The sequence below is a fragment of the Planctomycetaceae bacterium genome (assembly GCA_041398785.1).
GTDB lineage: Bacteria > Planctomycetota > Planctomycetia > Planctomycetales > Planctomycetaceae > JAWKUA01.
Genome location: JAWKUA010000031.1, coordinates 14,181 through 27,056, shown reverse-complemented (window position 1 = coordinate 27,056; position 12,876 = coordinate 14,181). Strand labels below are relative to the sequence as shown.

General features: G+C 60.0%; 10 protein-coding genes. 6 read left to right on the top strand and 4 right to left on the bottom strand.

Annotated elements, in window-relative coordinates:
• Positions 1-14 precede the first annotated feature (14 nt).
• The 5 genes from R3C19_24490 (at position 15) to R3C19_24470 (ending at position 2,926) form a co-directional block, all read left to right on the top strand.
• On the top strand, positions 15-197 hold the full coding sequence (locus R3C19_24490; GenBank protein ID MEZ6063520.1) for a hypothetical protein: 183 nt from the start codon (positions 15-17) through the stop codon (positions 195-197).
• On the top strand, positions 173-370 hold the full coding sequence (locus tag R3C19_24485; GenBank protein ID MEZ6063519.1) for a hypothetical protein: 198 nt from the start codon (positions 173-175) through the stop codon (positions 368-370). Before R3C19_24490 ends, R3C19_24485 begins: the two co-directional genes overlap by 25 nt.
• Before the next feature lie 115 nt (positions 371-485).
• A complete protein-coding gene (locus tag R3C19_24480) occupies positions 486-1,958 on the top strand; it encodes a GNAT family N-acetyltransferase (GenBank protein ID MEZ6063518.1) in 1,473 nt (490 codons plus the stop codon).
• 9 nt (positions 1,959-1,967) lie between these two features.
• The gene (gene upp / locus R3C19_24475) at positions 1,968-2,618 is read left to right on the top strand and encodes a uracil phosphoribosyltransferase (GenBank protein MEZ6063517.1); all 651 of its coding nucleotides are present in this window, start codon (positions 1,968-1,970) and stop codon (positions 2,616-2,618) included.
• Positions 2,619-2,623: 5 nt separating this feature from the next.
• Positions 2,624-2,926, top strand: coding sequence for a YkgJ family cysteine cluster protein (locus tag R3C19_24470; GenBank protein MEZ6063516.1), 303 nt, complete (start codon positions 2,624-2,626; stop codon positions 2,924-2,926).
• Positions 2,927-2,936: 10 nt separating this feature from the next.
• On the opposite strand, the gene R3C19_24465 is transcribed toward R3C19_24470, so the two are convergent.
• A complete protein-coding gene (locus R3C19_24465; protein ID MEZ6063515.1) occupies positions 2,937-6,290 on the bottom strand; it encodes a hypothetical protein in 3,354 nt (1,117 codons plus the stop codon).
• 379 nt (positions 6,291-6,669) lie between these two features.
• On the opposite strand from R3C19_24465, the gene R3C19_24460 reads away from it, so the two are divergent.
• Positions 6,670-7,611, top strand: a complete 942-nt coding sequence (locus R3C19_24460; GenBank protein ID MEZ6063514.1) for a hypothetical protein — start codon at positions 6,670-6,672, stop codon at positions 7,609-7,611.
• A gap of 145 nt (positions 7,612-7,756) precedes the next feature.
• On the opposite strand, the gene mfd is transcribed toward R3C19_24460, so the two are convergent.
• Genes mfd through R3C19_24445 form a run of 3 tightly spaced genes read right to left on the bottom strand, consistent with a single transcriptional unit; the run spans position 7,757 to position 12,758 of the window.
• A complete protein-coding gene (gene mfd / locus R3C19_24455; protein ID MEZ6063513.1) occupies positions 7,757-11,155 on the bottom strand; it encodes a transcription-repair coupling factor in 3,399 nt (1,132 codons plus the stop codon).
• 58 nt (positions 11,156-11,213) lie between these two features.
• On the bottom strand, positions 11,214-12,290 hold the full coding sequence (locus R3C19_24450; GenBank protein ID MEZ6063512.1) for a DUF1559 domain-containing protein: 1,077 nt from the start codon (positions 12,288-12,290) through the stop codon (positions 11,214-11,216).
• Positions 12,291-12,338: 48 nt separating this feature from the next.
• The gene (locus R3C19_24445; GenBank protein MEZ6063511.1) at positions 12,339-12,758 is read right to left on the bottom strand and encodes a type II toxin-antitoxin system VapC family toxin; all 420 of its coding nucleotides are present in this window, start codon (positions 12,756-12,758) and stop codon (positions 12,339-12,341) included.
• Positions 12,759-12,876 lie beyond the last annotated feature (118 nt).

Genomic DNA, 12,876 nt, shown 5'->3' with positions numbered 1-12,876 from the left:
ACCTGTCTCGCACAATGCTCGAAGCCGCGGGTCTGGAAGTGAACCGGCCCGGCGCATCCGGCACGTTCTGCTCACTCGGGGACGCCGACGGCTACATTCCGCTGGAAGGCCTGATCGATCTGGAAGCGGAACTCAGCCGCAAACAGAAGGAAGCCGAAGGCTTCGAGGCCATATCGCCGGTCACGAAAAGAAGCTGAGCAACTCCAATTTCGTCGATAAAGCTCCAGCCGACGTGGTCAACGGCGTCCGGGAAACTCTGGCCGGTTTGAAGAGTCAACTGGAAAGCGTCGAACAGGCGATTTCCGGAACAGCGACGCTGCAGCCCGGATTGCGGGAACAGCTTGTACGTCAATCCCCGATTCGTTGGTGACTTTCTGAAAAACACGCGAGTCGACCGTCATGTCTGAACCCATCGATTTGAAGGAATACGAATGGAATCTGGTTCTGCGGAACCTGACGATCGACGACTATGGCACCCAGTTGACATGCAGCAAGTGCTTTCCGGCATGCACCCGTGGGGACGCGATCAGATTGAAAGTCAGCTGAAGATATTTCCCGAAGGCCAGTTCTGCCTGGAATGTGACGGCAAGCTGGCGGCGTCCGCCAGCAGTCTGATCCTGGAATACAACCCGCAGTTGGAATGGCACAACTGGAAGATCGTCGCGGACGAAGGATATATCCGAAATCACAATCCGAACGGCGACACGCTGTACGGCATTGAGATCATGGTGGATCCGGAATTTCGCGGCATGAAGCTTTCGCGGCGGCTGTATGATGCTCGGAAGGAACTGTGCCGTGAGAAGAACCTGGAACGAATCATCATCGCCGGCCGCATTCCCGGCTATGGCGAACACGCCGACGAATACACCGCCCGGGAATACATCGACGCCGTTATGGAAAAGGCGCTGCACGACCCGGTACTGACTGCTCAGACGTCAAACGGATTTACCGTGCAGGGGCTGATTCCAAACTACTTTCCGTCCGACGTGGCATCGCGCGGGTATGCCACATTTCTGGAGTGGAAGAACCTGGATCACCGGCCGGCCAGCAAACGCCGGTTCCACCACCCGACCGAACCGGTGCGACTGTGCGTCGTGCAGTGGCAGATGCGAAAGATCGCCAGTTTCGAAGCGTTTGCTCAGCAGGTGGAATTCTTCCTGGACACGGCGTCGGACTACCGCAGCGACTTTGTGCTGTTTCCGGAGCTGCTGACGGCAGAACTGCTTTCGTGCGTGGAAGCAAAACGACCGGGCCTGGCGGCCAGGCAACTGGCCGAATTCACGCCTCAATACCTGGAACTGTTCACCGAACAGGCCGTGAAGTACGACGTCAATGTGATCGGCGGATCGCACTTTGTTGTCGAGGATGACACACTGTACAACGTGTCGTATCTGTTTCGTCGTGACGGATCGATCGGCAAACAATACAAGATCCATGTGACTCCCAGTGAACGGAAATGGTGGGGCGTCAGTCCGGGTCACAAGGTGGAAGTGTTCGATACGGATTGCGGATTGATTGCCATCCAGGTGTGCTATGACATCGAATTCCCGGAACTCACGCGGATCGCGACTCAGAAGGGAGCCCGGATGGTGTTCGTGCCGTTCAATACAGACACGCGCCACGGGTACCTGAGAATTCGTCATTGTGCGCTGGCGCGCTGTGTGGAGAACCATCTTTATGTGGCAATCTCCGGCTGCACGGGAAACCTGCCGTTTGTGGAAAACGCGGACATTCATTACGCGCAGTCCGGCATCTTCACGCCGGCGGATATCGAATTTGCTCGCGATGCCATCGCTGCGGAATGTACTCCCAATGTGGAAACACTGATTATTCATGACCTGGACCTGGAGCAACTGCAGCGTCATCGTGACTCCGGATCGGTGCAGAACTGGAACGATCGCCGGCGCGATCTTTACCAGGTGACCTATGAAGAAGACGGCGTGAAACGACAGGTGTGAAGTGCGTCCATGGTGAATCCGCGGCCTGAAACCGTTCATGTTCTGGACAACCATTCCCTGGTACGGCATCACATGTCGATGCTGCGAGATGTGTCGACCGCGCCGGCCGCGTTTCGGCAGCATGTGAAAATCCTGTCGCTGCTGCTGCTGGCCGAAGCCACTCGCGATCTGCGAATGCGAGACTGTGCCGTTACCACGCCGATGGAAGCCATGCAGGGCCAGCAACTGGCCGGTCGCATCGCTGCGGTTCCGATCCTGCGAGCCGGACTGGGAATGACGGCTGCCGTCACCGAACTGATCCCCGACGTGGAGGTCCGGCATCTGGGCTTCTACCGCGATGAACAAACCGCTCAACCGGTGCGGTATTACGACAAGCTGCCCGCGGGTGCTCCCGCCGACGTGGCGCTGCTGCTGGATCCGATGCTGGCCACCGGCGGTTCCGCCTGCATGGCCATCGAAACGCTGAGGGAATGGGGAGTCGGCCGGATCGTCATGCTGTCGATCATCGCAGCTCCGGAAGGTATCCGCCTGGTGACGGAACGGTTCCCCGACGTGATCATCTACACGTGTGTGATCGACCGCGAACTGAATGACCGGCGGTTCATCCTGCCCGGACTCGGCGACGCCGGCGACCGGATGTTCAACACCGTTGGCGAATAGGGACAATGCCGATTGCTCTGCCGCTGATCGAATCCTGCGAAGGCTGCGGCGCGTGCTGTGAATTCACGCCGGTGCCACCGTTCCAGCCCGGCGAAGAAGCCGCGAAGAATGTTCCCGACGAATTGCTGGCCGCTGTTCGGGAACGCATTGCGGCGGATCAGCACTTCGACAAAGTTCCGTGCGTCTGGTACGACCGGTCACTGCGTCGCTGTCGTCACTACGACCTTCGCCCTGACGCCTGCCGCGCGTTTGAAATCGGCGGCGACCTGTGCCGGCTTTCCCGCTGGGACGCCGGTATTGACCGGTAACTGACGGACGCTACGGCGCGGGTTCTTCGCCAGCAGGTGCATCGGCCGTGTCGGACGGATCCGGCTGATCGGTTTGATCCGGCTGATCTGGCGGAACAGCCGTGTCGGGCTGATCTGGCTGATCAGTTGGTTCCGGCTGATCGGTTGGTTCGGTCGCCGTCGGCACGGTGACGGGGCCGTCCAGTGTCCAGGGTTCCCATTGGTTCAGCGACGCTTCTTTCAGGAACTCATCGGCACCGTCGCGCAGCAGTGTGAGATACGCCGATGCGAGCGGGCGGAAGTCACTGTCGCCGCATTCGGCGATCAGCCCCTGCAGCAGCACGCGAGCGGTGTCCAGGTTGGCGGCTTCCAGGTGCGCCATGGCCATCATCATGCGGGGTTCCGCCTGGCTGCGGGGAACGGCCTGCAGCGGAATCGGACACTGCTGCAGATGAATCAGCGGCCAGACGGGTGCTGTGCCGGAAACGTTGGACAGCGGTTCCGTCAGCAGCGGCAGCGTGGTCAGAAGAGCCTGATTAGCCTGCGGATTGTCGACGAAGAACCGAAGCTGCTTTGCCTGGTCCGACCAGACGCCGACAGCATCGACGTAGTTGCCCCTGGCGATGTTGCTGGCAGCGACGGGCAAGTACCACGGAATGGCGGCGTACTGCTGCGGGTTGTCGCGAGCCATCCCGGCGACTCCGGCCAGCAGGTTGTACCCGTCTTCCAGCTTCCCGACTTCCAGCAGCATCTGACCGCGCAGGATGCTGGCTTCGGGCATGGAGCCCAGCACGTCCATATTGTCTCGCAGCAGGTCCAGCGACGTGCGGACGAAACCCATGCTGGAGACCTGCTGAGCGATCTCCAGTTTCGCCGCTCCGTGTTCCGCGGTCTGGTCCGGAAACTTCTGGGCGGCGATGCCATCAAGCACCTGCTTCGTGTAGCTGTCGATCTGTTCCTTCAGCATTCCCAGCCGGACGAATTGCTGTTCTCTTACGGCCTCAAGCTGCGGATCGACGATCAGAATGTCCTCCGTCAGCGTCAGGTAGCGGTCCAGACATTCGTATTCGAGTTCGATCCGGTTCTGCTGTCCGTATTGTACCGCCAGCAGTTCCCAGACTTCGGCATCATCCGGCCGCAGCAGAGCCGCCTGTCGCAGAGCCATCACGGCTTCCAGATACCGCAGCGACGTCGGAGCCGCACCGCCCAGCATTTGTGCGACGTTCTGTTCCACCTGGCTCAGTTGTGTATAGGCCAGGCCCAGAAGTTTGTAGGCTTCGGCGTCCTGGGCATTCAGAAACAGCGCTTCGCTTGCTCCGCGAATCGCCATTGTCGGCAGAGCCATCGCTTCGTTCAGCGACCGCATCGACATGTTCATCAGGTTCAGATAGTGCTGAGCAGCTCGCAGCGGCGCCGGACGGTTCTCCCGCTTGTGATAGACATACCTCTGATAGAAATCGGGGGCCTGAGCGAAATCGATGCGGCTGACTTCGATCGGTTTGGCTTCCCGGAAGGCAACGTTCGCCAGGTTGAGCGGTTCCCTGCGGGTTTGCTGCGGATTTTCCGGGTCAGCGTTCGTGGTGACGTCCGGTCCGAGAAATTCGAACATGGCTCCGGAACCGTTCAGCGTCACCATGGCCCAGTGCGGATCGAATCGCAGACGGGCCAGTGAATCGTAGTCGGGCAGTCCGGGAGGCGCCAGACGCGGAATCGCGTACTTCAACTGCCATTCTTCGAACTGCGGAATCCATTCACTGGTGGCGCCGGACGCTGTATCTGCCGCGATCGTCTGGTCGGGAGACAGCAGGTTGCCCCGCAGAGCGATGTATTTTGCCATCACCGTATCTTCGTCACGCGCGCTGCCAAACGGGGTGATGCGGGAATCGACCAGGCTCTTGCGGCCGTTCCAGATCAGCAGGTCTCCCTGTTCGGGGCGGGTATGCAGAATGCGGGCGTCGTCCGGCAGTGATTCGAACTGCTGGCTGAGCGATGTCATTGTCGTCGCCAGGTCGGGTTCAAAGCCCATTCCCACCGCGGATCTGGTCGGCAGCCGGTCAGCAACCGTCAGAAATGCCAGCGCGGCAAAGGCGAACACTGTCGCCGCACGTCCGCCGCGGCTGAACAGGACCTCTTTGGGATCGATCGTGTACTCCTGCGGAAACGTCTGTCGGTACCATCGCTGTGCCACCGTTGTCGCGACGACTGCGGCCACCAGCGCCGCGGGAGCCAGGTCGTGAAGCCGGATCACCGCCAGCGCCGAAAATCCGGCCAGCAGCACCAGCCATGGCAGTTCTCGCTGGTCTCGCGAAATGAACAGCACGCACACCGCGACCAGCAGCAGCGCGAGTCCCGCCACGTAGGCCAATTCAAATCCCGCATAGACCTGCATGTTGGTCATGGAGAAGTATTCGGTCCGTCCGTCCAGCAGCGAAACCGTGCGTTCATTCAGAGGATTCAGAGTCTGCAGGGAAGGATAGTCGACCGTGTAGATCGTCCACGCCGATGTCAGCGACGCCATCGGGAACGGATTCACCAGCAAAGCAGCGATCGACAGGCCGGCGACCGGAAGCAGTGTCGCCGACGACTGGGGAGCCACGGCGTCCTGCCGTCGAATCAATTCGTGACCCAGGCCATACAGCAGGACAGCGACCGCACCCAGATAGGCTCGCGGATCGAAGTTCGCCCAGACGGCGATCAGCAGCGGGATCTTCCACAACAGCCCGGTCGCACGGCCGTCGCGATGCAGATGCAGCAGACGCAGCAGCAGCACCATACCCAGCAGCGTCGCCAGATCGGTAATCGGCACCAGGTCGCACGACACCGCGGCAATCGCCATCACGCCGCAGATTGAACCCCACCATGTCGGCAGTCCGGGCACGGAAATCCGCGACAGCAGATAGGCCATAATGGCCGCGACCGCGACCTTGAAGTAGGTCAGCCCGTTCGCGCCGCCGGCGGAATACGCGGCGCTGACAGCGTGATCGAACAGCCAACTGACGTTCGAAACGGGAGCCCCTTCATTCACAAACGACATCGTATCCGAACGTTCCGGCAGAAAACCGGCTTCGCGCATCCTTTCGCCGGAACGGATGTGAACCAGCGTGCGGCTGTCACTGATTTGGGAGAATCCGAACAGCACGGCCAGAAAGATCGCAGCCCAGCGCAACATGAAGTCGCCGCGGATGGCCTCTTCTTCCACCAGCTCCGGTGTCAATTCTTCTTCGTCGGGCAGTTCATCCGTGTCCGTTGTGTCCGACACCGTTCGAAATACCTCGGGAGCATCCGACATCCCCGTCGTCCCGGGAATTGCGGTGTCACCGAAACCGGCGTTCGGATTGTCGGAAGCCGACTCTGGCTGCGTCTGGTCGTCAATCGGATCTGTCACACTTCATACCTTCGGAAAGTCGCGATCACCGCGAAGCGAATCTCAGCGTCTGCCGCCACGCCCGCCGACTGTAACCTGTTTCGGAGCAAGCCGTTCCGGCGAACACCTGGGAAATTCGACAGCGCGCGAACGCGGGCGCATCTTCATCCCGCCTGACCTACGCGGGCCGCCTTCAATTCGTTGGCGAAACGTCGGAAACCCATGATCCTGCCTGCCGTTGCGAACCGGACGAATTCTCTGGACAATGACTCGGCCGTGGATAATCTGACGTCGCTTTGCACGGCTGTCAGGAGGCAACCGGGCTGCCAAAGTCGTCCGGTGGTCGCGTTTCCCTAAAGATGGATGCCGGGACGACCGCCCCCATTGTCACTGTTTCCCCATGCCTTCCTGCGCGACCATCCTGGTTTCCGCCATCACGCTGTCGCTGGCGACGCCGTTGTTTGACGCCTCCGCGGTGTCCGATTGGGAGCCGAAATTCACCGACGCCGCGGATCTGAAGCTCACCAGCGACACGGTGGCCTTTGCGACTCACAGTTCGCGGCACTTCGATCCGCTGCGGCGGACCGGGCCGGGACTGAACCGCGTCGTGGCCACGATGAAGCAGCACGGACTGCCCGTGCTGTATCTTCACGACCAGCACAATTCGGAAAACCCGGCATGGCTGTATCTGTATGACGACTGGCAGCCGACCGCGTTTCTTCGTTCCGACATCGGCCACTTCGAACTGGACTTCACGTCGGTACGCCACGTCGTCTGCGTCGGAGGCTACTTTACGCTGTGCCAGAACAACACAGTGTCGGACGCCGTTCGAAACTGGCAGCGCGACGCAGCAAATCATGACCTGCGAATCACACAGGTTGTCGACGGCATCTTCGATCTGGGCGACGGCGTGCTCGATACGGACCCGTTTCGGCCGACAATGCGGAAGTTCCTCTATGACGAACTGAAAGCCGGACATCCGGACGCGGTCATGTCACTGGAAGACATGTTGCGCATTATCGGCGACAAGGACCAGGCGGTCGGTTACCTGCGTCGACGGCTGCCGGCTCTGCCCGCCGAAGTTGACGTGACGATCGACTTCTTCGGTGACCGAACGCAGATTCAGGAAGCCACGTTCCCTGCCTCCGAAACCGCGCGCAGCGGAAACGAATCGTCTGCCGGCGCAGCCATCAATCCGCCGCGGCCCCCGCGAATGCTGACGTTTGCCTACCGGACATCGTTCTCGTTCCTGGACACCGACCGACGTGTTCGAAGCAGTCGCCGTGCATCGGCCGAATTCCTGCCCTTCCGTCAGTCGCGAATCGTTCCTGCGACGAAGTAGCGCTGCCATTGTTCAGTCGTCGTGATTTATACAGGCCGCGGCGAACGTTGATGCTTTTTGCACCTTTTCATGCCGCGAGCCCGAATACCTCAATTTGCCCCGCTCGGGGTATAGCTGTCGTGATTCAGCGCCCGGTGCCCCGCGGTCACTCCGTTTCCGGGACCGGCGGTTCGGCGATTGAAAACGCGGCGATCAGTTCTTCCAGAACGGCGCCGCCGTCGTCTTCGCGAGCTTCCAGAGGCCAGTACGCGTCGTGCTGATCGACGATTCTCAGATGGCCCTGGTGCAGGTGACTCAGCATGCGGACCAGCTTCATGTCCCGGTAACGAAACACGGCGTATCCGTCTTCCAGGTGGATGTTTTCGATCTTCCAGCACAGTGCTCGCAGGTTCAGTTCCCGAAGCCGCAGCATGCGCTTTGCCGAAGACGGCACCGGTCCGAAGCGGTCGCGAAGTTCCTCATCCAGTTCATTCAGCCGCTGCAGCGAATTGGCCTGAGACAACCGGCGATAGATTTCGATCTTCAGCTTCTGTTCCGGGATGTAGCGGTCGGGAAGGAAGGCCGAAACCGGCAGTTCGATTTTGACGTGAGTCTGATACCGCAGCGGCTGCTTCTTCAGCGTGCGGACCGCGTTTTCCAATAGCTGACAGTACAGTTCGTAACCCACGGCGGCGATGTTGCCGCTTTGTTCCGTGCCCAGGATGTTGCCGGCGCCGCGAATTTCCAGGTCGCGCATGGCGATCCGGAAACCGGCGCCCAGTTCGCTGTATTCTTCGATGGCCTTTAGTCGTCTGGTGGCTTTTGTGGTGACGACACGACCTTCCTCCAACAGCAGATAGCAGTAGGCTCGATGACGATCGCGGCCGACACGACCGCGAAGCTGGTGCAGATCAGCCAGCCCGTAGATCTCCGCCTGATGGATGAACATCGTGTTGGCGTTGGGAATGTCCAGTCCGCTTTCGATGATTGTTGTGGCCAGCAGGATGTCGGCTTTGCCGGTAACAAAGTCCATCATCGCGGCTTCCAGTTCGTCTTCGTGCATCTGGCCGTGAGCGATCGTCAGCGATGCTTCCGGGACGATGGAACGAATCCGGCTGGCAACTTCGTGGATATCGTGAACTCGATTGTGAACGAAGTACACCTGGCCGCCGCGGTTGAGTTCCCGGACGATCGCGCTGCGGATCAGCGATCCGTCGAAGCGGCCGACCCGCGTTTCAATCGGCACACGGTCTCGCGGCGGAGTCGTCAGGCTGCTGATGTCCCGAATTCCCAGCAGCGACATGTGCAGCGTGCGGGGAATCGGCGTGGCGGTCAGCGTCAGAATGTCGACTTCCAGCCTCAGATGCTTCAACCGTTCCTTGACCTTAACGCCGAACTTCTGTTCCTCGTCAATCACCAGCAGCCCGAGGTCTTTGAACTTCACATCCTTTGACACCAGGCGGTGCGTCCCGATGACGACATCCATTTCTCCGGTGCCAAGTTTGCGGATGATTTCCTTTTGTTCCGAAGCGGACCGAAACCGTGACAGCATTTCAACGGTGACGGGAAATTCCGCCATCCGCTCGCGAAACGTGCGGTAGTGCTGTTCGGCAAGCACGGTTGTCGGAACCAGCACGGCCACCTGCCGGCCGTTGTCAACGGCCTTGAAGACGGCTCGCAGCGCCACTTCGGTTTTTCCGAACCCCACGTCGCCGCAGATCAGGCGATCCATCGGGCGGCTGCGTTCCATGTCTTCCTTGAAGTCGGCGATTGCAGTGACCTGGTCCGGAGTTTCGGTGAAGGGAAACGCCTGTTCGAATTCCTGCTGCATGTGAGAATCCGGCTGGCTTGCCAGGCCGGGCTTCGCGTTGCGTTCCGCCTGCAGCTTCAGCATGTCCGCGGCCATGTCGGTAACAGCGTCAGCCACCTGGCCCTTTTTTCTGTCCCACGACGTGCCGCCGAATTTGGAAAGCTGCGGCGTCGTCTTTGCCGGGCCGATGTATTTCTGCACCAGATGAATCAGCGACGCCGGAACATAGACGATCAACTGATCACGAAATTCCAGCAGCAGGTGTTCTTCCTTTTCGCCGTCGCGATCCATCAGAGCCATGCCGCGGTACCGGGCAATTCCCTGGCTGACATGAACGACCAGGTCGCCGTCCTTCAGGTCCAGAAAGTTGTCGATCGCTCTGGTGTCGGCCGAACGGCGGCGGTGGATCTTTCGCCCGGGAGCTCGCGAAAACAGTTCGTTGTCGCTGATGACAACCAGGCTGTGTTCCAGAAACCGAAAGCCCCGCTGCACCTGGCCGACGCAAAGCCCGATGCGATCGCGAATCTGCAGTCCGTCTTCGGCATCGAGTTCCGCGATAAGTTCCGTCAGCCGATCGCGTTCGCCTTCGTTGTGGCAGGACAGCAGGACCCGATCCTGGGGGCTGAGCGATTCGGCAAGTTCCGTCAGAGCGTCGCGGCCCGAGCTGGCGAAGCGTTCAACGGCTTCGATCTTCAGGTGACAGGACGTTTCAAAGCTGTCGGCGCCCAGAGCGTCGATGGTCACGGACGGAAACTTCGTCAGCCGAGCCATCGTGGAATCAACGCTGAACATGCCCAGCGGATTCTCCAGCCGCTGCAGGTACAGCTTGCCTTCGCTGATTGCCTGGGCCATGTCGCTGAGCACGACGACGGTCTTCTTCGGCAGCGAATCAATCAGCGATTCTGTGTGTGACGCGATCGCTGCGTGAGGTCGCAGGCTGTCGCCCGGTTCCGGCTTGTCCGGCGGTTTGACGGGACGAGTGGCGGTGACGGCTATCTGCGAGATGTCTTCCAGCCGCCGCTGCGATTCGACGTCGAAACGCCGGATCGATTCGACTTCGTCGCCGAACAATTCGATGCGAATCGGGTCGCGTTCCGTCGGCGGAAAGATGTCCAGAATTCCGCCGTGAATGCAGAATTCCCCCGGCAGTTCCACGGCCGTCACGCGTTCAAAGGCGCGTTCCAGCAGCCAGTCCAGCAGCGAATCCAGCTCCAGGTCGTCACCGACCTGAATCGTGCGCGTCGCCTCCGCGATGTCGCTGCGAGCGGGGACCGGCTGAAGCAGCGCCGGCAGACACGTGACAATGATGGGGCAGGATTCGGGATTCAGGATCGAGGATTCAGGGGAGGCTTGCTGCTCCTGACTCTCAACACTCGACTCTCGACTTTTCGCCAGCGACCGCAGCGTTCCCAGCCTGGCGGCGAACACGGTGTCGGTCACGTCATGTTCGTCGGGCAGTGTTTCCCACGCGGGAAAGCTGCGAATGTCGCCGTCCGGTCCCGCGAATTCGGCCAGTTGATCGGCGAAGTCATCGATGTCGCGAATGCCGGGGACCACCACCAGCAGCAATCCGTCCGGGCTGTCATTCGCCAGAGCCGCCACGCTCAGCGCGCACGATGCCCCCCAGGCTCCGTCAATCGCCGCACTGTTTCCGGTCTTTAGAGTGTAAACAACATCCGCAAATCCGGGAGCAGCAGCGACCAGCGGAACAAGCTCAGCCAGCGAAGAAGGCAGCAGCCGAGGTTCGGTCTTCATTCCGTCGCGGAGTTTACGTGACGGCCGACGGAATTCCAGTTGTTGTGAACTTCGCCGGCTACCAGTCTTCCACCGGTCCGTCCGCGGCATTTGCGGTCGTCAGCTTTTTCAGAACCTGCGGATCGATGTGTTCCGAGATGAACGGGACCGAACCGTCGGCCATCCCGACGTGTGCTCCGGTGGCGTGGTAGCTGGAAAGCAATCCGTCCGATCGTCCTGGGTGCGAACCAGGTAAGTTGACGCCCAGCGGAGTTTTCGTGACGTCCAGGTCGCGGGGTTCCGTCCAGACGATGTCCGTCCCGCAGGCTTCAACGACCATGACCGTGTTAGACGTCCCATCGGTGATTTCGTCCAGCGACAACGCCGGTCCCGAGGGATCACCAAAAATCGTGCCGTCGCCGGTGGGGACGATGTAGGACGTGAGGAGCGGCTCATTTGGATCACCGTCGGCGTAGAAATCCGCTGCCGGACAGACGTAGTGATCTGGGCGCTGGAATTGCAATCGCGCGTTGGCCGCCGAGTCCCATGCCTGCGACGTGCTGTATTCGTTGAACAATTGCGTCTCATCAATCTGCGGCAGGATTGCCACACGCCAACTCAATGGAGGACTTGTCATTCCATCTTCCATTCGCAGGCCGCTCGCGGACGGCAGGGTTCCGGATACTGCTCGGTAGTTCAACATGCCCAGTGTCAGGTGGTTCATGTTTGCCCGACATTGATGCTGTTGCGATGAAGGACGTTGTCTTACACCCTGGACTACCGGCAGAAAAACCAGCAGCATCAGGCCAAGTATCACGACACAGCCAACGGATCCCGGCAGGCTATCGGATTTAACTCCTTTGGACGTTGCGGCGTTCGCACGGACCGCGCCGATGACTCCACACAGGATTCCGAACCATGAATAACCGATGACGGCGGGGCGAAGGCGTTCCACTGCAAAGAATTCGCGGATCAGCATCAGAACGGCGGCGATGGCCAGAAGCGACCAAAGCAGATGAGGTTGCTTGCGCGGCACTGCCCGCTGTCGCAAAACTCGGCAGAATCCCGCGATGCAGATCGCCACGAGCACCCCGTGCATCAGCAGCGTTGGCCAGGGCGTGTCGGCGAAAACGCGATTGGGTGGGAAGTCGTACATCGAACGGCTCCTCGCGCGGCAACTCTCACAACGGCCGGTGAACAGAAGTCAGGACAGCCAGTCTTCGAATCGCAGGCCCGGGACCTTGTCAATGTCACGGACGTTGCGAGACAACAGAATCGCGTCATTTGCCAGAACGATGCTGGCGATCTTCAGGTCGATCGTCCCGATTCGAACACGCGATTTTCGCAGTTCTGTGAACTTGTCGGCAGCAGTCACGGTCCATGGCAGAACATTCCAGGCCGCAAAGAATTCAATCCTGCCATTCAGTCGTTCGTACGCCGCAATCTGCCTGTGAGGATCCGGTTCACCGTGAATCTGCGCAAGCCATCCGCGGAACTGTTCTTCCGCAGATATAATGGTCGTGGCAATGTTCTGGTTGGATTGTTCGAGTTTTTCCCGCAGAACGGCACCCGCTTCGGAAGCTCGATCGAGTTCAATGAGATGGTCGGTATCAAGCACAAGCATCGCTACGATGCGTCCTGCGAACCCTGTTGATCCTGTTGACGTACCTGACGTCCACGACGGATCATTTCTTCGAAGCCAGCGTCGTCTCGGGACATTCCGAACGTCGTCCGCCAGTCCT

What these genes read in the sequence shown, in the direction of transcription:
- R3C19_24490 (MEZ6063520.1), top strand. Translation starts at nt 15, where the DNA reads ATGCTCGAAGCCGCGGGTCTGGAAGTGAACCGGCCCGGCGCATCCGGC.
- R3C19_24480 (MEZ6063518.1), top strand. Translation starts at nt 486, where the DNA reads ATGCAGCAAGTGCTTTCCGGCATGCACCCGTGGGGACGCGATCAGATT.
- upp (MEZ6063517.1), top strand. Translation starts at nt 1,968, where the DNA reads ATGGTGAATCCGCGGCCTGAAACCGTTCATGTTCTGGACAACCATTCC.
- R3C19_24470 (MEZ6063516.1), top strand. Translation starts at nt 2,624, where the DNA reads ATGCCGATTGCTCTGCCGCTGATCGAATCCTGCGAAGGCTGCGGCGCG.
- R3C19_24460 (MEZ6063514.1), top strand. Translation starts at nt 6,670, where the DNA reads ATGCCTTCCTGCGCGACCATCCTGGTTTCCGCCATCACGCTGTCGCTG.
- mfd (MEZ6063513.1), bottom strand. Translation starts at nt 11,155, where the DNA reads ATGAAGACCGAACCTCGGCTGCTGCCTTCTTCGCTGGCTGAGCTTGTT.
- R3C19_24450 (MEZ6063512.1), bottom strand. Translation starts at nt 12,290, where the DNA reads ATGTACGACTTCCCACCCAATCGCGTTTTCGCCGACACGCCCTGGCCA.
- R3C19_24445 (MEZ6063511.1), bottom strand. Translation starts at nt 12,758, where the DNA reads ATGCTTGTGCTTGATACCGACCATCTCATTGAACTCGATCGAGCTTCC.